General features: G+C 68.0%; 18 protein-coding genes. 15 read left to right on the top strand and 3 right to left on the bottom strand.

Annotated elements, in window-relative coordinates; translation table 11 throughout:
* Positions 1-49: 49 nt before the first annotated feature.
* The 15 genes from mpl to ASC67_RS06245 all read left to right on the top strand — a co-directional run bounded on the left by mpl (position 50) and on the right by ASC67_RS06245 (position 13,968).
* Positions 50-1,399 carry a UDP-N-acetylmuramate:L-alanyl-gamma-D-glutamyl-meso-diaminopimelate ligase gene (mpl, locus tag ASC67_RS06315; protein ID WP_056316636.1) on the top strand — a complete coding sequence of 450 codons (1,350 nt, stop codon included), beginning with the start codon at positions 50-52 and terminating at the stop codon, positions 1,397-1,399.
* A complete protein-coding gene (locus ASC67_RS06310; protein WP_056316632.1) occupies positions 1,396-1,992 on the top strand; it encodes a YqiA/YcfP family alpha/beta fold hydrolase in 597 nt (198 codons plus the stop codon). The genes mpl and ASC67_RS06310 overlap by 4 nt, the downstream gene beginning before the upstream one ends.
* A gap of 34 nt (positions 1,993-2,026) precedes the next feature.
* Positions 2,027-4,087, top strand: a complete 2,061-nt coding sequence (locus tag ASC67_RS06305) for a ribonuclease catalytic domain-containing protein (RefSeq protein ID WP_056316630.1) — start codon at positions 2,027-2,029, stop codon at positions 4,085-4,087.
* Positions 4,088-4,099: 12 nt separating this feature from the next.
* Positions 4,100-4,990: an energy transducer TonB gene (locus ASC67_RS06300; protein WP_056316628.1), complete on the top strand. Its 891-nt coding sequence runs from the start codon at positions 4,100-4,102 to the stop codon at positions 4,988-4,990.
* Entirely contained in the window at positions 4,987-5,871 is an 885-nt protein-coding gene (aroE, locus tag ASC67_RS06295; RefSeq protein WP_056316625.1) for a shikimate dehydrogenase, read from the top strand. The genes ASC67_RS06300 and aroE overlap by 4 nt, the downstream gene beginning before the upstream one ends.
* A complete protein-coding gene (locus ASC67_RS06290) occupies positions 5,868-6,644 on the top strand; it encodes a transglycosylase domain-containing protein (protein ID WP_056316622.1) in 777 nt (258 codons plus the stop codon). The genes aroE and ASC67_RS06290 overlap by 4 nt, the downstream gene beginning before the upstream one ends.
* 31 nt (positions 6,645-6,675) lie before the next feature.
* Complete coding sequence (locus ASC67_RS06285) at positions 6,676-7,287, top strand: hypothetical protein (RefSeq protein ID WP_056316619.1); 612 nt, start codon at positions 6,676-6,678, stop codon at positions 7,285-7,287.
* Positions 7,287-7,829: a TlpA disulfide reductase family protein gene (locus ASC67_RS06280; RefSeq protein WP_056316616.1), complete on the top strand. Its 543-nt coding sequence runs from the start codon at positions 7,287-7,289 to the stop codon at positions 7,827-7,829. Before ASC67_RS06285 ends, ASC67_RS06280 begins: the two co-directional genes overlap by 1 nt.
* An 86-nt stretch (positions 7,830-7,915) precedes the next feature.
* A complete protein-coding gene (aroQ, locus tag ASC67_RS06275; protein WP_162245622.1) occupies positions 7,916-8,368 on the top strand; it encodes a type II 3-dehydroquinate dehydratase in 453 nt (150 codons plus the stop codon).
* A gap of 76 nt (positions 8,369-8,444) precedes the next feature.
* Positions 8,445-8,903: an acetyl-CoA carboxylase biotin carboxyl carrier protein gene (gene accB / locus ASC67_RS06270; RefSeq protein WP_056316608.1), complete on the top strand. Its 459-nt coding sequence runs from the start codon at positions 8,445-8,447 to the stop codon at positions 8,901-8,903.
* 152 nt (positions 8,904-9,055) lie between these two features.
* On the top strand, positions 9,056-10,405 hold the full coding sequence (accC, locus tag ASC67_RS06265) for an acetyl-CoA carboxylase biotin carboxylase subunit (RefSeq protein WP_056316605.1): 1,350 nt from the start codon (positions 9,056-9,058) through the stop codon (positions 10,403-10,405).
* A gap of 16 nt (positions 10,406-10,421) precedes the next feature.
* Positions 10,422-11,324 carry a 50S ribosomal protein L11 methyltransferase gene (gene prmA / locus ASC67_RS06260; protein ID WP_056318182.1) on the top strand — a complete coding sequence of 301 codons (903 nt, stop codon included), beginning with the start codon at positions 10,422-10,424 and terminating at the stop codon, positions 11,322-11,324.
* Between the two features lie 31 nt (positions 11,325-11,355).
* Positions 11,356-12,492 carry a zinc-ribbon and DUF3426 domain-containing protein gene (locus ASC67_RS06255; protein WP_056316602.1) on the top strand — a complete coding sequence of 379 codons (1,137 nt, stop codon included), beginning with the start codon at positions 11,356-11,358 and terminating at the stop codon, positions 12,490-12,492.
* A 62-nt stretch (positions 12,493-12,554) separates the two neighbouring features.
* On the top strand, positions 12,555-13,460 hold the full coding sequence (locus tag ASC67_RS06250; RefSeq protein WP_056316599.1) for a carbohydrate kinase family protein: 906 nt from the start codon (positions 12,555-12,557) through the stop codon (positions 13,458-13,460).
* Between the two features lie 160 nt (positions 13,461-13,620).
* Positions 13,621-13,968 (top strand): hypothetical protein, encoded by a 348-nt coding sequence (locus tag ASC67_RS06245; protein ID WP_056316596.1) that lies wholly within the window; start codon positions 13,621-13,623, stop codon positions 13,966-13,968.
* A gap of 82 nt (positions 13,969-14,050) precedes the next feature.
* Here ASC67_RS06245 and ASC67_RS06240 read toward each other — a convergent pair whose 3' ends face one another.
* From ASC67_RS06240 to ASC67_RS06230, 3 genes are all read right to left on the bottom strand, one after another.
* Positions 14,051-14,488 (bottom strand): histone H1-like DNA-binding protein, encoded by a 438-nt coding sequence (locus ASC67_RS06240; protein ID WP_011830788.1) that lies wholly within the window; start codon positions 14,486-14,488, stop codon positions 14,051-14,053.
* Between the two features lie 217 nt (positions 14,489-14,705).
* A complete protein-coding gene (locus ASC67_RS06235; protein ID WP_082535857.1) occupies positions 14,706-15,914 on the bottom strand; it encodes a ribonucleotide-diphosphate reductase subunit beta in 1,209 nt (402 codons plus the stop codon).
* Between the two features lie 135 nt (positions 15,915-16,049).
* Positions 16,050-18,965 carry a ribonucleoside-diphosphate reductase subunit alpha gene (locus ASC67_RS06230; RefSeq protein ID WP_056316593.1) on the bottom strand — a complete coding sequence of 972 codons (2,916 nt, stop codon included), beginning with the start codon at positions 18,963-18,965 and terminating at the stop codon, positions 16,050-16,052.
* Positions 18,966-19,228: the final 263 nt, after the last annotated feature.

The following is a 19,228-nucleotide window of genomic DNA, read 5'->3' as shown; positions in this document are numbered from 1 at the left end:
GCAGCCTCGGCGGTCGCCGCGGCAACCCGCGTCCCTAGAATGCTTGGCCATGCACATTCACATCCTCGGCATCTGCGGCACCTTCATGGGCGGCCTGGCCGCACTGGCTCGCGAGGCCGGGCACCGGGTCACCGGCTGCGATGCCAACGTCTACCCGCCGATGAGCGACCAGCTCCGCGCGCTGGGCATCGAGCTGATCGAGGGCTGGGACGTGCAGCAGCTCGCGCTGAAGCCCGACCTGTACGTGATCGGCAACGTGGTCTCGCGCGGCAATGCGCTGATGGAGGCGATCCTCGACGCCGGCCTGCCCTACACCAGCGGGCCGCAGTGGCTGGCCGAGCACGTGCTGCAGGGCCGTCACGTGCTGGCGGTCGCCGGCACGCACGGCAAGACCACCACGACCTCGATGCTGGCCTGGATCCTGGAGGCCAACGCGCGCCGGCCCGGCTTCCTGGTCGGCGGCGTGCCGCAGAACTTCGAGGTCAGCGCGCGGTTGGGCGAGGGCCAGCCCTTCGTGATCGAGGCCGACGAGTACGACACCGCCTTCTTCGACAAGCGCAGCAAGTTCGTGCACTACCGGCCACGCACCGCGGTGCTGAACAACCTGGAGTTCGACCACGCCGACATCTTTGCGGACCTGGCGGCCATCGAGACCCAGTTTCACCATCTGCTGCGCACCGTGCCGGCCGGCGGTCGCGTGATCGTCAACGCCCGCGAGGAGAGCCTGGCGCGCGTGCTCGAGCGCGGTTGCTGGAGCGACGTTCAGCGCTTCGGCGTGCGCGGCGACGTGCCCGGCTTCCGGGCCCGCGGCGAGCCGCACAGCTTCGACGTGCTGAAGTCCGGCGTGCAGGTCGGTCGCGTGGAGTGGGCGCTGCTGGGTGAGCACAACCAGCTCAACGCGCTGGCCGCGATCGCCGCAGCGGAGCACGTCGGCGTCGCGCCGGCCGACGCGGCCCGCGCACTGGCCGGCTTCGCGAACGTGAAGCGCCGGCTCGAGCTGCGCGGTGAAGTCCGCGGCATCAAGGTCTACGACGATTTCGCCCACCACCCGACCGCCATGCGCACCACCATCGACGGCCTGCGCCGCCGGATCGGCGAGCAGCGCATCCTGGCTGTGTTCGAGCCGCGGTCCAACACGATGAAGCTCGGTGCGATGAAGGCCCAGCTGCCGTGGGCACTGGAGGAGGCCGATCTGGCCTTCTGCCACAGCGGCGGCCTGGGCTGGAACGCCGGCGAGGCGCTGGCGCCGCTGGGCGACCGCGCGGTCGTCGGCGATTCGATCGATGCGCTGGTCAGGCGCGTGGCTCAGGCGGCGCGCAGCGGCGACCATGTGCTGTGCATGAGCAACGGCAGCTTCGGCGGCATCCACGACAAGCTGCTCGCCGCGCTGGCGCGATGAAGCCGCCCTCGCACCTGCTCTACCTGCACGGCTTCCGCTCCTCCCCCGGTTCGGCCAAGGCGCAGCGCGTGGCGGCCGAGGTGGCCCGGCTGCAGGACGCGGGCCACGCCCTGGTGTGGTGCTGCCCCCAACTCCCGCCATCGCCGGCCGGTGCCCAGGCGCTGATCGATTCGCTGACTCATGACTGGCCGTCCGAGCGCATGGCGGTGATCGGCAGTTCCCTGGGTGGCTTCTACGCCACGGTGCTGGCCGAACAACGCGGTTGCCGCGCGGTCGTGCTCAATCCCGCCGTCGACCCGGCCGACACGCTGGCCGGGCAGATCGGCGAGCAGACCGCCTGGCACGACCCGGCGCTGCGCTTCGAGTTCACCGCAGCCCACGTCGAGGAACTTCGGGCGATGCGGCCGGAACGCCTGCGCGATCCGTCGCGTTACCTCGCCGTCATCGCGAAGGGCGACGAGGTGCTCGACTGGCGCGCAATGACGGCCCGCTACGCCGGCGCCCGCATCAAGCTTCTGGAAGGCGGCGACCACGCGCTGAGCGACTTCGACGACCACCTCCCGGATCTGCTGCGCTTTCTCGACCTGGGCTGAACGCGTCGTGGCGGATGGGACAATCCGCTCCGATATGTCCGATACCTACGCCCTGTTCGAAGAAGCCGGCAAGTTCCTCGCCGGTCGTGTGATGTCCGAGGCCGAGAGCTCGCTGCAGGTGGAGCTCGATTCCGGCAAGCGCGTCAAGGTCAAGAGCGCCAACGCGCTGCTGCGTTTCGCAAAGCCGGCGCCGGCCGAGCTGCTGGCGCAGGCACACAGCCTGTCGGGCGAGATCGACCTCGACCTGATCTGGGAGGTCGCGCCGGACGAGGAGTTCGGCTTCGACGACATCGCTCGCGAGTACTTCAACGCCCATCCCGACGCGCCGCAGCGCGCGGCCACGCTGCTGCGGCTGTTCGACGCACCGCATTACTTCCACCGCCGCGGCAAGGGGCGCTTCCGCAAGGCACCGGAAGACATCCTGAAGCAGGCGCTGGTGGCGATCGAGCGCAAGGCACAGCAGGCCGCGCAGATCGAGGCCTGGGCGATCGAGCTGGCCGGTGGCCATTGCCCGGCGCCGATCGCCGAACAGCTCTACCGCATCCTGTTCAAGCCCGACAAGAACGGCCCCGAGTACAAGGCCGTCGTCGAGGCCGCGAAGCGTTCGCACAAGGCGCCGCTCGACCTGTTGAAGGACGCCGGCGCCATCACCAGCCCTTACCAGTTCCACTGGAAGCGCTTCCTGTTCGAGTTCTTCCCCAAGGGCACGGCCTTCCCGCCGCTGCAGGCGCCGCCGGTCAAGAACGACCTGCCGCTGGCCACGGTGCAGGCCTTCTCGATCGACGACTCGAGCACGACCGAGATCGACGACGCACTGTCGGTGCAGGGACTGGGCAGCGACACCATCGTGTTCGGCGTGCACATCGCCGCACCCGGCCTGGCCGTCCAGCCCGGTTCGGCCGTCGACCAGGTGGCGCGCACGCGCTGGTCCACCGTCTACATGCCGGGCCACAAGCTGACCATGCTGCCCGACGAGGTGGTGCAGAGCTACACGCTGCTCGAGGGGCGTGACTGCCCTGCGGTGTCGGTGTACTTCAGCCTCGACGCGGCGTCGCTGGCCGTGAAGGCGGTGGAAACGAAACTGGAGCAGGTGACGATCGCCGCCAACCTGCGCCACGACCAGCTCGACGCCGTGGTCACCGAACCCACGCTGACCGGCGACGCGCCGGCCGACTACGCGTTCGCGCCCGAGCTCGCCTTCGCCTTCCGGTTGGCGAGGCACCTGAAGGCCCAGCGCGAGGTGGTGCGCGGCAAGCCCGAGAACTTCAACCGGCCGGACTACAACTTCAAGCTCGACAGGGCCGACGCCGCAAGCGAGCCCGACGGCAGCGAGACCGTCGTCATCACCGAGCGCAAGCGCGGCTCGCCGCTGGACCTGATCGTCGCCGAGGCGATGATCCTCGCCAACAGCCACTGGGGTGGCTGGATCGCCGAGTGCGGCGTGCCCGGCATCTACCGCAGCCAGGCCAGCATGGCACCGGGCATCAAGGTGCGCATGGGCACCAAGCCGGCGCCGCACGCCGGCATGGGCGTCAAGCAGTACACCTGGGCCACCTCGCCGCTGCGGCGCTACGTGGACCTGGTCAACCAGTGGCAGATCATCGCCTGCGCGCGACACGGACGCACCGCGGCGCTGGCCGCACCGTTCAAGCCCAAGGACGCCGAGCTGTTCTCGGTCATCTCGGGCTTCGACGCCGCGTACACGGCCTACAACCAGTTCCAGAACGGGCTGGAGCGCTACTGGACGATGCGCCACCTCGAGCAGGCAGGCCTGACCGAGCTGGACGCTGCGGTGATGAAGGACGGGCTGGTCCGCGCCGACACGCTGCCGTTGGTGTTCCGGGCCCTCGGCTGCGAGTCGCTGCCGCGCGGAGCCCGGGTGCGGGTGCGCATCACCGGGGCTGACCTGCTCACGCTGGACCTGCACGCCAGCCTCGTCGCTCGGCTCGACGATCCGGCAACGCCGGCCGACGATGCGCCGGTCGATGCCGAGGAGGCCGACGAAGCGGCCGAGGCCGCCGCCCCGCTCGCGCTGGCGATCGACCTGCAGGATGGCGACAATGCCGCCGAGCCGGCCCCCTCCGGCGCCGCCTGAGATGCCCGACGCATGAAGCTGATTCCGCAACGCTGGGCAGAGCGCCTCCGGCGACTCACCGCACTGCACGTCGCACTGCTCATTTCCTTCGGCGTGCACGCCGTCCTGCTGACGGTCCGTTTCGTCGACCCGGAAGGCTTCAACCGCGTGTTCAAGGACACGCCGCTGGAGGTGATCCTCGTCAACGCGCGTTCCAGCGAACCGCCGCTGAAGGCCCAGGCGATCGCGCAGGCCGCGCTGGCCGGCGGCGGCGAGGCCCAGGCCGGTCGCGCCACATCGCCGCTGCCGCCATCGGCACTGACGGAGGTCGGCGATTCCCTGGAAGACGCGCGCCAGCAGATCCAGACGCTGCAGGAGCAGCAGATGCAGTTGCTGGCGCAGATCCGCCGCGAGCTTGCGCGCCTGCCGCCGCCCGACCCGCAACGGGACGAGGGCAGCCCCGACGCGCGCGCCCAGGCCGAGCAGCGCCAGCAGATGCTGCAGATGCTGGCCGAGATCGAGAAGCGCATCAACGAGGCCAATGCGCGTCCGAAGAAGCGCTACGTGAGCCCGTCGACCAGCGAGGCGGTGTATGCCGTCTACTACGACGTGCTGCGCCGCAAGATCGAGGAACGTGGCACCCAGAACTTCCCCGAGGACAAGGGCCGCAAGCTCTACGGCGAGCTGACGATGATCGTCACCGTCGACGCGCTGGGCCAGGTGCTCGACACCGAGATCGTGCAGAGCTCGGGCCAGCGTGCGCTCGACCGCCGGGCCCAGGCCATCGTGCGAGCCGCATCGCCGTTCGGCCCCTTCACCGACGCGATGCGCAAGCAGGCCGACCAGATCGTCGTCGTGTCGCGCTTCCGCTTCACGCGCGACGAGGGTTTCGAGACGCGGCTGCTGCAGTCGTCGCCGCAATGAAGGACCGCGCGGATGCACCGGCCCGCGATCGCTACGCGGTCGCCGGCCACCCGGTCGAGCACAGCCGCTCGCCCTCCATCCACGCGCGCTTCGCCGCCCTGACCGGCGAGCCGGTCGACTACGGCCGGCTGCCCTGCCCGCTCGATGGTTTCGCGGCGACCGTGCGCGCTTTCGCCGCATCGACTGGCGCCGGGCTCGGGCCGGCGCGCGGCTGCAATGTCACGGTCCCCTTCAAGTTCGAGGCGGTGACGCTGGCCGCGGGCCTGACCCCGCGCGCCGCGCTGGCCCAGGCGGCCAACACCTTGCGTTTCGATGCCGAGGGCTGGCAGGCCGACAACACCGACGGCGCCGGGCTGGTGCGCGACATCACGGTCCACGCCGGCGTCGCGCTGCAGGGCGCCAGGCTGCTGCTGGTCGGCGCAGGCGGCGCGGCGTCCGGTGTGCTGGGGCCGCTCCTCGAGGCCGGGCCGCAACGGCTGGTGCTGGCCAACCGATCGCCCGACAAGGCCCGCACGCTGGTCGATCGCCATGCAGCGCTGGCGGCGCAGCACGGCGTGGCGCTCCATGCAGCGCCGTTGGACGCCTGCGGCGACGGTTTCGACATCGTCGTCAACGCCACCGCGGCCAGCCTCGCCGGTGCTGCGGTGCCGGTCAGCGGCCGCGTGCTGCACCCTGGCGCACTGGCGCTGGACATGATGTACGGGCCCGCGGCGCAGGGCTTCCTGCATTGGGCCGCGGCGCATGGCGCGCACGGCCGCGACGGTCTGGGCATGCTGGTCGAGCAGGCGGCCGAGTCGTTCCGGTTCTGGCGCGGCATGCGCCCGCCGACGGACGCGGTGCTGGCCGAGTTGCGTGCCGCCGTTGCCGGAGAAAGCACATGAGGCGTCTGGGCCGCTGGCTGGTGCTGCTGGTGCTCAGCGCCATCGCCTTGCAAGGGGTGTTCGTGCTGCGGATCGGGTTGATGCGTTTCGTCGATCCCGAATCCACCACCTTCCAGCGCAGCGAGTTCTGGCGCCTGGCGACCGAGCGCCACGAGGTGCTCTGGTCGCAGCGCTGGCGGTCCTATGACCGCATCGCTGCGACCCTCAAGCGCGCGGTGATCGCGTCGGAGGACGCCAGCTTCACCGACCACGGCGGCGTCGACTGGGAAGCGATCGAGAAGGCTTGGGAACGCAACCAGCGCGCCGAGGCGCGGGCCGAGAAGCTGCAGGCGCAGCTCGAGACCCAGCAGCAGCGACGGGCGGCCAGCGCCCGGCCGGCCCCGCCCCGTGCGGCCCCGGTGGCCAAGATCGTCGGCGGCTCCACCATCAGCCAGCAGCTCGCGAAGAACCTGTTCCTGTCGGGCGAGCGCAGCCTGGCCCGCAAGGGGCAGGAGTTCGCGATCACCTTCATGCTCGAAGCGCTGCTCGACAAGGAGCGCATCCTGGCGATCTACCTGAACAACGTCGAATGGGGCGAAGGCGTGTTCGGCGCGCAGGCTGCGGCGCGCCACTATTTTCGCGTCGACGCCGACCAGCTGGGCGCGATGCAGGCCGCCCGCCTGGCGGTGATGCTGCCGGCGCCCAAGCGCTTCGAGAAGCGCCCGGGCTCCGCCTACGTCAGCGGCCGCGCCGCGACCATCGTGAGCCGCATGGGCTCGGTCGAGTTGCCCTGAACCGGCGCCCCGCGTCGCGGATCCAAGCGCCATGTCGTCTTCCACCCCTTCCGCCATCAGCACCGAGATCGCCGCGACCGCGGCCCGCCTCGTCGTCGAGGAAGGCCTCGAGTACGGTCCGGCCAAGCAGCGGGCACTGAAACTGCTGGGCAAACGTGGCCTGCCAGCACGTGATCTTCCAGACAACGACCTGCTGGAATCCGAAGTCCGCGCTTACCTCGATCTGTTCTGTGCCGACACCCAGCCGGTCGAACTGGCGGCGCTCCGCGAGGTGGCACTGCTGTGGATGGAGCGGCTGGCGGAGTTCCGCCCGCATCTGACCGGCGCTGTCTGGCGCGGAACCGCCACCCGGCTGAACGATGTTCACCTGCAGCTCTACTGCGACGATTCGAAGGCGGCCGAGATCGCCTTGCTGAATGCCGGCATCGGCTACGACGTCGGCAGCACCCGAAGCGCGAATGGACGCACCGTCGACGTGCTGAGCCTTGCCCAGCCCTGCGCCGGGCTGAACGAATCGATCACGGTGCACCTCAGCATCCTGGACCACGACGATCTCCGCGGCGCGCTGAAGCGCGACGCCCAGGGCCGCAGCGCCCGCGGCGACGCCGCGGCACTACGCCAATTGATGATGAAGGACGCCTGATGAATCCGCCCGCTCCGGCTTCGACACGCCGCCGCCACCTGGTCTTCGGCCTCGGCGCGGGGGCCGGCGTGGCCGCCGGCGCCTGGCTGGCGCTGCGGCACGAACCGCCGCCGCTTGATCCGGCCGTCGCGGCACTGTGGTCATCGAGCTTCGAGCGGCCCGAAGGCGGCACGCTGGTGATGCAAAGCCTGCGCGGCAAGCCGCTACTGATCAACTTCTGGGCGACCTGGTGTGCCCCCTGCGTTCGAGAATTGCCGCAAATAGATCGCTTTCATCGCGATTTCCTGCCAAAAGGCTGGCAAGTTGTCGGATTGGCCGTCGACGGGCCTACGCCGGTCCGCGAGTTCCTTGCCAGGATGACGCTCGGTTTTCCGATCGGGCTGGCGGGCTTCGAGGGCAGTGAGCTGTCGCGGCAGCTCGGCAACGAGCAGGGTGGTCTGCCCTTTTCCGTGGCCTTCGATGCGAGCGGCCGGCCGGTGCAGCGCAAGCTGGGTGAGACGAGTTACGAAGACCTGGCCGCCTGGGCCCGAGCACTGGGCTGATCTGTCTCGCATCGCGATCGACCCGACCTCGGTTTGCGCGTAAAGTCGCGGCTTCGCCGGGGAATCTGCCGGCATCGAACTCGCATCTGATGGAAATACTCGTCCTTCACGGACCCAACCTCAACCTGCTCGGCAGCCGCGAAACGGCGGTCTACGGCGCCACGACGCTGGCCGAGATCGACGCGGCCCTGCTGCGCCGTGCGGGCGAGGCAGGGTTCGGGCTGGCGAGCTTCCAGAGCAACCACGAGGGGGCGCTGGTCGATCGGGTGCAGGCGGCACGCGACGACGGCACGCGCTTCATCCTGATCAACCCGGCTGCCTTCACGCACACCAGCGTCGCACTGCGCGACGCGCTCGCCGCGGTGGCCCTTCCCTTCGTCGAGGTGCACCTGTCGAACGTGCACCGCCGCGAGGCCTTCCGCCACCATTCCTATTTCTCGGAACTGGCCGAAGGCGTGATCGTCGGCCTGGGCGCCAGCGGCTACCGCCTGGCGCTGGAATTCGCGCTCGAACGGCTCGGCAGCAGCCCGCGCGGCTGAGCGACGGCCCTGCAGCGGCGCTCGCCGCGCAGGCCCAGTTTGAAACCATAACGACATTCGTTGGAGAGAGAAGCCCATGGACCTGCGCAAACTGAAGACGCTGATCGACCTGGTGTCGGAGTCCAACGTCTCCGAACTGGAAATCACCGAGGCCGACGGCAAGGTGCGCATCGTCAAGAGCGCGCCGGTGGCCGCCGTGGTGGCCGCGCCGGTCGCAGCGCCCGTCGCCGCTCAACCGGTCGCGGCCGTCGCCGCCGCGCCGGCACCGGCGGTGGCTGCACCGGAGCCCGCCGCACCGGTGGGACACCCCGTGAAGTCGCCGATGGTCGGCACCTTCTACCGCTCGTCGAGCCCGGGGTCCAAGGCCTTCGTCGAGGTCGGCCAGGAGATCAAGGAAGGTGAGCCGATCTGCATCATCGAGGCGATGAAGATCATGAACGAGATCGAGGCCGACAAGTCGGGCACGGTCACGAAGATCCTCTGCGAGAACGGCCAGGCGGTCGAGTTCGGGCAGCCGCTGTTCATCATCGAGTGAGGCAGAGCACTCGATGTTCAAGAAGATACTGATCGCGAACCGGGGCGACGACGCCGCAGGCGTTGCGGTGGAGGCTCATGGGCGTGCAACGCACGTGATGCTGGAACCAGATTGCACTGCGTGCGCAGCGCGCTGCGAGCGAGCCGAGCACCATGTTTAAGAAGATTCTCATCGCCAACCGAGGCGAGATCGCCCTCCGCATCCAGAGAGCCTGCCGCGAACTCGGCGTCCGCGCCGTGATCGTCTATTCGGAGGCCGACCGCGACGCCAAGTACGTGAAGCTCGCCGACGAGGCGGTCTGCATCGGCCCGCCGGCCTCGGCGCAGAGCTACCTGAACATGCCGGCCATCATCGCCGCCGCCGAGGTGACGGACGCCGAGGCCATCCACCCCGGCTACGGTTTCCTCAGCGAGAACGCCGACTTCGCCGAGCGCGTGCAGCAGAGCGGCTTCACCTTCATCGGGCCGACGCCGGAGTCGATCCGCGTGATGGGCGACAAGGTGGCCGCCAAGCAGGCCATGATCAAGTCGGGCGTGCCCACGGTGCCGGGCGCCGAAGGCGCGCTGCCGGACGACCCGAAGGAGATCATCCGCCAGGCGCGCGCGGTCGGCTATCCGGTCATCATCAAGGCGGCCGGCGGCGGCGGCGGACGCGGCATGCGGGTGGTGCACACCGAGGCGGCGCTGATCCATGCGGTGCAGACGACGCGGGCCGAGGCCGGCGCGGCCTTCGGCAACCCGACCGTCTACATGGAGAAGTTCCTCGAGAACCCGCGCCACATCGAGATCCAGGTGCTGGCCGATAGCCACCGCAACGCGGTGTGGCTGGGCGAACGCGACTGCTCGATGCAGCGACGCCACCAGAAGATCATCGAGGAAGCCCCCGCGCCCGGCATCCCGCGACGCGTGATCGAGCGCATCGGCGAGCGTTGCGTGGCCGCCTGCAAGAAGATCGGCTACCGCGGCGCCGGCACCTTCGAGTTCCTGTACGAGAACGGCGAGTTCTATTTCATCGAGATGAACACCCGCGTGCAGGTCGAGCACCCGGTGACCGAACTCGTGACCGGCATCGATATCGTGCAGATGCAGATCAAGATCGCCGCCGGCGAGAAGCTGCCGTTCACGCAACGCCAGATCGAGATGCGGGGCCACGCGATCGAGTGCCGCATCAACGCCGAGGATCCGTACAAGTTCACGCCGTCACCGGGCCGCATCACGATGTGGCATCCGCCGGGCGGCCCCGGTGTGCGGGTCGATTCGCATGCCTACACCAACTACTTCGTGCCGCCGAACTACGACTCGATGATCGGCAAGATCATCACCCACGGCGACACCCGCGAGCAGGCGCTGGCGCGCATGCGCACGGCGCTGCTGGAGACGGTGATCGAGGGCATCCAGACCAACACGCCGCTGCACCGCGAACTGGTGGTGGACGCGAAGTTCGTCGAGGGCGGCACCTGCATCCACTACCTCGAAGGCTGGATGGCCCAGCGCAAGCGCTGACGTGGCGGACACGAGCATGTTCGAGCTGGTGCTGCTCGCCCGCGAGGAGCAGGTCGAGTCGGTGTCGGACGCACTGATGGAACTGGAGGCGCTGAGCGTCTCGGTCGAAGACGCGGACGCCGACACGCCGGCCGAGCAGGCCTTGTTCGGTGAACCCGACATGCCGGCACCGAAAGCCGGTTGGCAGCGCTCCACACTGCGTGCCCTGTTCCCGGACGAGTCGACCGCGACCGAAGCCGCGACGCTGCTGATGGCCCAGGAGTGGGTCGCCGATCTGCAGGTGCACTCGCTGCAGCCGGTGCCCCAGCAGGACTGGGTACGGCTGACGCAGTCGCAGTTCGCGCCGGTCGAGATCACGCCGAGCTTCTGGATCGTGCCGTCGTGGCACGAGGCGCCGGCCGCGGCGACGCAGGTGATCCGGCTCGATCCCGGTCTCGCCTTCGGGACCGGCACGCACCCGACGACGCGCATGTGCCTGCGTTGGATCGCCACGCACGAGGCTGCGGTGCGCGGCCGACGCGTGCTCGACTACGGCTGCGGCTCGGGCATCCTCGCCATCGGTGCCGCGCTGTTCGGAGCGACGCCGATCGACGCGGTCGATATCGACCCTGCGGCGATCCAGTCGACCCGGGACAACGCACGGGCCAATGGTGTGACGCTCGACGCCGGATTGCCCGAAAGGGCCGGCAGCCCGGCGGCGGCCTATCCGCTGGTGCTGGCCAACATCCTCGCCACGCCGCTGAAGCTGCTGGCGCCGCTGCTCAGCGCCCATGTCTCTGCGAGCGGCCACCTCGTGCTGGCCGGCATCCTGGAGCGCCAGGCCGCAGAGTTGCAGGCGGCCTATGCGCCGTGGCTGCAGCTCGAGGTCAGCGATGGTGAAGACGGCTGGATCCTGATGACGGCCCGCCGCGCCGCCTGAGAGGGGCCTGCGCGATGGCATCATTCGCAGCATGAGCCTGGCCACCCGCTGCACCGCCTGCGGCACGATCTTCCGTGTCGTGCAGGACCAGCTCAAGGTCTCCGAAGGCTGGGTGCGCTGCGGGCGCTGCGAAGAAACCTTCAACGCGCTCGAGGGCCTGTTCGATCTGGAGCGCGAGGCCCCGCCACAGCGCACGCCGAAGGCCAGCGCCACGCAGTCGGTCGTCGAAGGCATGGCTGAATTCGTCGCGAGCCATCACCCGGGCAGCAGCGAGCACGGTGCGCTGGCGGCCGTCCCGGCCACCCAGGAGCACGATGCGATCGAGTCGCGCTTCTTCGCGCCGCAAGCCGTCGACAGCCGTTCGGACGAGTACCCTGATTTCGCCGACGCCCGCTTTCCGAGCGAATTCCCGAACGACGCTGCGGCACCGGACCAGGAAGCGGCAGAGGGCGACACCGACGTGTCGCCGCCACCGCCTGCCGACACGAAGAGCGCAAAGCCGTCCGCACCGTTGCTGCAACGCTGGCGCGACAGCCGTGCTGCGCGGCAGGCGGCTGCGATGAGCTCGCTGCTGGAGGCTCCGATCGGCGACGAAGCGGCGACGCCTCCTCCGCCCGCAGCGCCCGCGATCGCCGGCACACCCGGCTTCCTCCGCCAAGCCGAGGATGCAGCCCGCTGGCGTCGCCCACGGGTGCGCGCCTCGCTCGTCGTGGCCACGGCGATGTTGGTCGGCACGCTGCTCACGCAGATCGCGGTGCAGTACCGCGACGCTTTTGCGGCACAGTGGCCGCAGGCTCGTCCGACGCTGGAGACGCTGTGCGAGGTGTTGGACTGCCGCATCGAACCGTTGCGGCGCCTTGCGGCCATCACCGTCGAATCGAGTGGACTGACGCAGGTCGAGGGCAGCGACGCCTATCGGTTGAGCCTGACGCTGCACAACCGGGGCCAGGTGGATATCGCTCTGCCGTCGATCGACCTCACCGTCACCGACAACAGCGGCACCCTGATCTCGCGGCGGGCGCTGGCGCCGGCCGATTTCCGCACCGCCACGGGCGGAGCGGTGCCCGGCGTGGCACTCGCTCCTGGATCGGAAAGCCAGTTGCAAGCGCTGATGACGGCGCGCGGCGCGCGCATCAGCGGCTACACGGTCGAGCTGTTCTATCCCTGAGCCGCTTGTCCACCGCTGGCCGCCCGACCGCCTTCCTTCTTCTTTCTCTTCTCGGAGTTGCCATGCCGGCCTTGATCTGCGGTTCGCTCGCGTTCGACACCATCACCACGTTCCCCGGCCGCTTCGCGCAGCAGATCCTCCCGGAGCAGATTCACATCCTCAACGTGTCCTTCCTGGTCCCCACGCTGAAGCGCGAATTCGGCGGTTGCGCCGGCAACATCGCCTACACCCATCAGCAACTGGGCGGCACGCCGGTGGTGATGGCGACGCTCGGCGCCGACGGTGACGACTACCTGCAGCGTCTGCGCGATTGGGGTGTGAGCACCACGCTGGTCAAGCGCATCGACGAAAGCTACACCGCGCAAGCGATCATCATCACCGACCAGGACAACAATCAGATCACCGCGTTCCACCCCGGCGCGATGCAGTTCGCGCAGCGTACGGCGGTGCCTCCGCGCGGCGATCTCGCCCTCGCCATCGTGGCGCCGGACGGCCGCGAAGCGATGATCGAGCACGCCCAGCAACTGCACGATGCCGGCGTCCCGTTCATCTTCGATCCGGGTCAGGGCCTGCCGATGTTCGACGGCCCCGAACTGCGCCGCTTCGTCGAGCAGGCGAGTTGGGTCGCGGTGAACGACTACGAGGCCAGGATGCTGTGCGATCGCACCGGCCTGAGCCTCGAGCAGCTGTCGCGCTCCCACTTGCGCGGCCTGTTCGTCACCTTGGGTGCCGACGGCTGCGAAGTGTGGGAGCAGGGGCAGGTGCAACGCGTTCCCGGCGTGGCCGCCACAGCGGTCGTCGATCCGACCGGTTGCGGCGACGCCTTCCGCGGCGCACTGCTCTACGGCCTCGAGCGCGGCTGGTCGCTGGCGCGCTGCGCCGAACTGGGAAACCGCGTCGGTGCGCTGAAGATCGCCAGTGCCGGCCCGCAGAACCACCGCATCGATCGGGCCGCGCTCGAACTCTGAATCGGCGTCGAGCGTGTCGTAGTGCACGGTCCCGACGCGGCCGCGCACTTCCGAGGCGGCAGTGCGCGAGATGGATTCACGGACGCAGTGGCGGCCGAGGGGCTATCTTTCGCATCATGCTGAGTGGCCGGCGAACGTGCGGCTGCAGAAGGAGTGTGCGATGACTCTCACGAACTGGCTGCTGCTGATTGGCGCTGCGCTCGCGCTGGCCGCGCTTTCGTGGCTGATGTGCGCCTGGTGGTACCGACGCCAGTTGGGCGCCGTGCTGCAACGCCTCGAGAAGGCACGCGCCGTGGCGGGCCAGAACGCCACCCAGGCCAAGCGCCAGATCGCGCAGTTGCAGAAGGAACTGGCGGAACGCCCGGCGCTGAGCGCAGTTCAGCGTGAAGCCCGCGACAAGGCCGCCGACGCCGCCGCTCGCAAGCAGGAACTTGCAGCGAACCTGGACCGCGGCCGACTCGTGACGGCACTGCCTGCCAACGGGTTCGCAGACACCCAACCCCTGTAGGTCGCTCGCGCGCTGCCGCTGGTGCGGCCGCCCATGAAAAAGCCCGGCCGAAGCCGGGCTTTCAAGTTGTCGAGCCGATCTGTCAGGGCTTGGTGCCCGTCGGGAAAGGCCAGGCCGCTTGCGGGCTGAGCGTGGTCTTCGCTGCCGGGGCTGCAGGCGCAGCAGGGGCAGCAGGGGCCTTCTTCGCAGCCGGCTTTTTCGCGGCTTTCTTCGCAGCCGGCTTCTTGGCGGCCTTCTTCGCGGCAGGCTTCTTTGCCGCGGCCTTCTTCGCAGGGGCCTTCTTCGCCGCTGCCTTCTTGGCCGGAGCCTTCTTCGCCGCCGCCTTCTTGGCCGGAGCCTTCTTCGCCGCCGCCTTCTTGGCCGGAGCCTTCTTCGCTGCCGCCTTCTTGGCCGGAGCCTTCTTGACTGCAGCCTTCTTCGCCGGGGCCTTCTTGGCCGCGACCTTCTTCGCCGGGGCCTTCTTGGCCGCAGCCTTCTTCGCAGGGGCCTTCTTAGCGGCCGGTTTCTTCGCAGTTGCCATCACGATTCTCCTTGATCAAGTTGCAAAGAGCACTGTGCCGCTCGATACGGCACAGCGATTCACTGCCCATGGGGCTGCCTTGGAGAGACGCTCCGGTGCAGTGAATGGGGTCGTGGGCAATGCGTTGCGCTTCTGCGTCGCTAACGTCTCACCCACAGATCTTGATTCGTTGTCTTCCTTCTTCTTCAGGGCCCGAGCGCGGTGCGCACGAGGTGCTTCAATCCCAGGAGAGCGCGCCACCGGACTGGTATTCGATGACGCGGGTCTCGAAGAAATTGCGCTCCTTCTTCAGGTCGATCATTTCACTCATCCACGGGAACGGGTTTTCCTCGTTCGGGAAGAGCTCCTCCAGGCCGATCTGCGTCGCGCGCCGGTTCGCGATGTAACGCAGATAGCCCTTGAACATGGACGCGTTGAGACCCAGCACGCCGCGCGGCATGGTGTCTTCGGCGTAGCGGTACTCCAGCTCGACGGCCTTCATGAACAGGGCCTTGATCTCGGCCTTGAACTCGGCGGTCCACAGCTGCGGGTTCTCGAGCTTGATCTGGTTGATCAGGTCGATGCCGAAGTTGCAGTGCATCGACTCGTCGCGCAGGATGTACTGGTACTGCTCGGCGGCGCCCGTCATCTTGTTCTGCCGGCCGAGCGCAAGGATCTGCGTGAAGCCGACGTAGAAGAACAGGCCTTCCATCAGGCAGGCGAAGACGATCAGCGACTTCAGCAACGTGCGATCGTTCTCGAGCGTACCGGTGTGGAAGTTCGGGTCCATGATCGCGCCGATGAAGGGGATCAGGAACTCGTCCTTGTCGCGGATCGACTTCACCTCGTTGTAGGCGTTGAAGATCTCGCTCTCGTCCAGGCCCAGCGACTCCACGATGTACTGGTAGGCGTGCGTGTGGATCGCCTCTTCGAAGGCCTGACGCAACAGGAACTGCCGGCACTCGGGCGCGGTGATGTGCCGGTAGGTGCCCAGCACGATGTTGTTGGCGGCCAGCGAATCGGCGGTCACGAAGAAGCCGAGATTGCGCTTGATGATGCGGCGCTCGTCTTCCGACAAGCCGTTCGGATCCTTCCAGGTCGCGATGTCGCGCGACATGTTGACCTCTTGCGGCATCCAGTGGTTCGCGCAGGTGGCGAGGTACTTCTCCCACGCCCACTTGTACTTGAACGGCACCAGTTGGTTGACGTCGGTCTGGCCGTTGATGATGCGCTTGTCGGCCACGTTGACGCGGCGCGTACCAGCTGCCGCGGGCTTCACTGCATCGACCGCGGCCGGTGGCGCGTCGAACAACGCAGCCGTTTGCGAAGCAGATGATGAGGAAATCGGGGATGACGAGTCTGTGGCCCGTGCATCGCGCAGCGATGAGGGCGGGGTGTGATGCGTCGCAGTGGAGGCGGAACGAGCGTCGTCTTCCCAAACCAGCATGGTGTACTTCCTATGAACTGAATTATCGGAGTGTTGTGTTCAAACACCAAGCACTTGTTGACATCGAAGCGCTGAAGTTGTTGCGGTCGTGCATCGCTTGCGAGCGACCACGACCGCACGACACGCACTAGCGAATCACTGACAGGCCTCGCACGTCGGGTCGTCGATCGCGCAGAACTTCATGTCGGTGGCGGGCACGTTGCTCGCGGCATCGAACTGCGCTTGTGCAGCGGCCGCAACAGCATCGACACCGCTGCTGCCGCTCGACACGGCGTTCATGTGACCCGCCTTCACCGTCGATTTCTCGGCGTGCGTCGCACCCACCGTGCGCAGGTAGTAGGTGGTCTTCAGGCCACGCTGCCACGCGAGCTTGTAGGTGTCGTCGAGCTTCTTGCCGGATGCGCCTGCCATGTAGATGTTGAGGCTCTGCGCCTGGTCGATCCACTTCTGGCGGCGCGCCGCCGCCTCGACCAGCCAGGTCGGTTCGACCTCGAAGGCCGTGGCGTAGAGCGACTTCAGTTCCTCGGGCACGCGGTCGATGCGACGCAGCGAACCGTCGAAGTGCTTGAGGTCCATCACCATCACGTCGTCCCACAGGCCGAGCTTCTTCAGGTCGCGCACCAGGTATTCGTTGATGACGGTGAACTCGCCCGACAGGTTGGACTTGACCGACAGGTTGCTGAACGACGGCTCGATCGATGCGTCCACGCCGATGATGTTGGAGATGGTCGCGGTCGGTGCGATCGCCACGCAGTTGGAGTTGCGCATGCCGTGCTGCTGCATGCGCGCGCGCAGCGCGTCCCAGTCGAGCGAAGTGGAACGGTCGACGTCGACGTAACCACCACGTTGCTCGGCCAGCAGATCCAGGCTGTCGATCGGAAGGATGCCGCGATCCCACAGCGAACCCTTGTAGCTGGAGTAGCGACCGCGCTCCTCGGCCAGCTCGGTCGAAGCCCAGTAGGCGTGGAAGCAGACCGCCTCCATCGAACGGTCAGCGTACTCGACCGCCTGCTGCGAAGCGTAGGCAATGCGCAGCTGGTAGAGGCTGTCCTGGAAGCCCATCACGCCCAGGCCGACCGGACGGTGGCGCAGGTTGGAGTCGCGCGCCTTCTTGACCGCGTAGTAGTTGATGTCGATCACGTTGTCGAGCATGCGCATCGCCGTCGACACCGTCTTCCTCAGCTTGGCGTGGTCGATCTCCAGGCCATCGGCGCCGTGCACCAGATGCTGGGCGAGGTTGACCGAGCCGAGGTTGCAGACCGCGATCTCGCTGCCGTTGGTGTTGAGCGTGATCTCGGTGCACAGGTTGGACGAGTGCACCACGCCGACGTGCTGCTGTGGCGAGCGGACGTTGCAGGCATCCTTGAACGTGATCCAGGGATGCCCGGTCTCGAACAGCATCGACAGCATCTTGCGCCACAGGTCCCTGGCCTGCACGCGCTTGTAGAGCTTGAGCTCGCCCCGATCGGCCTTCTGTTCGTAGGCGGTGTAGGCCTGCTCGAAGGCGATGCCGAACTTGTCGTGCAGGTCCGGGCAGGTGGACGGCGAGAACAGCGTCCAGTCGCCGCCTTCAATGACGCGCCGCATGAACAGATCGGGAATCCAGTTCGCGGTGTTCATGTCGTGCGTGCGACGACGGTCGTCGCCGGTGTTCTTGCGCAGTTCCAGGAACTCCTCGATGTCGAGGTGCCAGGTTTCCAGGTAGGCGCAGACCGCCCCCTTGCGCTTGCCGCCCTGGTTGACCGCCACCGCAGTGTCGTTGACCACCTTCAGGAAAGGCACGACACCCTGCGACTCGCCGTTGGTGCCCTTGATGTGGCTACCGAGCGCACGCACCGGCGTCCAGTCGTTGCCGAGGCCGCCGGCGAACTTGGAGAGCAGCGCGTTCTCCTTGATCGCCTCGTAGATGCCGTCCAGGTCGTCGGCCACGGTCGTGAGGTAGCAGCTCGACAGCTGCGAGCGGCGCGTGCCGCTGTTGAACAGCGTCGGCGTGCTCGACATGAAGTCGAAGCTCGACAGCACCTCGTAGAACTCGATCGCCCGCGCCTCGCGGTCCACCTCGTTCAGCGCCAGGCCCATGGCCACGCGCATGAAGAAGGCCTGCGGCAGCTCGATGCGCGCCTTGCGAACGTGCAGGAAGTAGCGGTCGTACAGCGTCTGCAGGCCGAGGTAGTCGAACTGCAGATCGCGGTCGGCCTTGAGCGCCTCACCCAGACGGCGCAGGTCGTACTGCATCAGCCGCTCGTCGAGCAGTTCAGCCTCGACGCCCTGCTTGATGAAGCCCGGGAAGTAGTCGGCATAGCGCTGCTGCATCTCCTCGTGCAGCACCTCGCCGCCGAGGATCTCGCGGCGGATGGTGTGTAGCAGCAACCGCGCGGTCGCCCGCGTGTAGGCCGGGTCCTTCTCGATCAGCGTGCGGGCGGCCAGGATCGCGGCCTTGTAGACCTCGTCGATCGGCACGCCGTCGTACAGGTTGCGCTGGGTCTCGGCGAGGATCGGCGCAGCCTGCACCTCGCTGCCGAGGTTGGCGCAGGCCGATTCCACCAGGGCCTGCAGTCGACCGGTGTCGAGCGGCACGCGCTGGCCGCGATCGATCACGTGCAGCGCGACGGCCGGCGCTGTAGGCGCGGCGCCCTGCTTCGCACGCTCCTGAGCGCGGCGCTCGCGGTACAGCACATAGGCGCGGGCGATCTCGTGGTGCCCGCCGCGCATCAGCCCGAGTTCCACCGCGTCCTGGATGTCCTCGATGTGGAAGGTGCCGCCGCCCGGGCGCGAACGCAGCAGCGCGCGCACCACCGATTCGGTCAGGCCATCGACCATCTCGCGCACGCTGGCCGAGGCCGCGCCCTGGGTGCCGTGCACGGCCAGGAAGGCCTTCATCAAGGCCACGGCGATCTTGTTCGGCTCGAACGCCACCACCGCTCCGTTGCGCCGGATGATCTGGTAGCCGGCATAGGCCGAGCTGCCGGGAGCCGCCCGCGAAACTGCGGTGGCGGCGAGCGCACCGCCGGCAAGAGCGGCGGCCGGAACGCTGGAGCTGATGGATTGCATGAGGTCCCTTTCGGTTCTTATGAGATGACGGTGTTTGCGACGGGCCGGCGCAAGGGGTTCGACTGCGGGTGATCGCCTGGGTTCAGCCTTCGAGGTGCCAACGTGTACGGGACACGGTGCGCCATGAACTGCCGATCGCCGTCGTGACAGCGGGACGATCGGAGCAGACGCAGCGCCGGGCTGTGCAACGCCACCCGGACGGGGCGGCGACGAGGTCGATGTTCACGCGAAAGCGACCCCGGACGTGCTCGGCTCAGGCAAGA

Origin of the sequence: Methylibium sp. Root1272, from assembly GCF_001425905.1 — a bacterium.
Classification (GTDB): Bacteria; Pseudomonadota; Gammaproteobacteria; order Burkholderiales; family Burkholderiaceae_C; genus Methylibium.
This window is presented reverse-complemented; position numbering and strand designations above follow the sequence as displayed.

Bases quoted from the DNA above. Each gene is read 5' to 3' on its own strand.
- mpl (WP_056316636.1), top strand. From the start codon at position 50: ATGCACATTCACATCCTCGGCATCTGCGGCACCTTCATGGGCGGCCTG.
- ASC67_RS06310 (WP_056316632.1), top strand. From the start codon at position 1,396: ATGAAGCCGCCCTCGCACCTGCTCTACCTGCACGGCTTCCGCTCCTCC.
- ASC67_RS06305 (WP_056316630.1), top strand. From the start codon at position 2,027: ATGTCCGATACCTACGCCCTGTTCGAAGAAGCCGGCAAGTTCCTCGCC.
- ASC67_RS06300 (WP_056316628.1), top strand. From the start codon at position 4,100: ATGAAGCTGATTCCGCAACGCTGGGCAGAGCGCCTCCGGCGACTCACC.
- aroE (WP_056316625.1), top strand. From the start codon at position 4,987: ATGAAGGACCGCGCGGATGCACCGGCCCGCGATCGCTACGCGGTCGCC.
- ASC67_RS06290 (WP_056316622.1), top strand. From the start codon at position 5,868: ATGAGGCGTCTGGGCCGCTGGCTGGTGCTGCTGGTGCTCAGCGCCATC.
- ASC67_RS06285 (WP_056316619.1), top strand. From the start codon at position 6,676: ATGTCGTCTTCCACCCCTTCCGCCATCAGCACCGAGATCGCCGCGACC.
- ASC67_RS06280 (WP_056316616.1), top strand. From the start codon at position 7,287: ATGAATCCGCCCGCTCCGGCTTCGACACGCCGCCGCCACCTGGTCTTC.
- accB (WP_056316608.1), top strand. From the start codon at position 8,445: ATGGACCTGCGCAAACTGAAGACGCTGATCGACCTGGTGTCGGAGTCC.
- accC (WP_056316605.1), top strand. From the start codon at position 9,056: ATGTTTAAGAAGATTCTCATCGCCAACCGAGGCGAGATCGCCCTCCGC.
- prmA (WP_056318182.1), top strand. From the start codon at position 10,422: ATGTTCGAGCTGGTGCTGCTCGCCCGCGAGGAGCAGGTCGAGTCGGTG.
- ASC67_RS06255 (WP_056316602.1), top strand. From the start codon at position 11,356: ATGAGCCTGGCCACCCGCTGCACCGCCTGCGGCACGATCTTCCGTGTC.
- ASC67_RS06250 (WP_056316599.1), top strand. From the start codon at position 12,555: ATGCCGGCCTTGATCTGCGGTTCGCTCGCGTTCGACACCATCACCACG.
- ASC67_RS06245 (WP_056316596.1), top strand. From the start codon at position 13,621: ATGACTCTCACGAACTGGCTGCTGCTGATTGGCGCTGCGCTCGCGCTG.
- ASC67_RS06240 (WP_011830788.1), bottom strand. From the start codon at position 14,488: ATGGCAACTGCGAAGAAACCGGCCGCTAAGAAGGCCCCTGCGAAGAAG.
- ASC67_RS06235 (WP_082535857.1), bottom strand. From the start codon at position 15,914: ATGCTGGTTTGGGAAGACGACGCTCGTTCCGCCTCCACTGCGACGCAT.
- ASC67_RS06230 (WP_056316593.1), bottom strand. From the start codon at position 18,965: ATGCAATCCATCAGCTCCAGCGTTCCGGCCGCCGCTCTTGCCGGCGGT.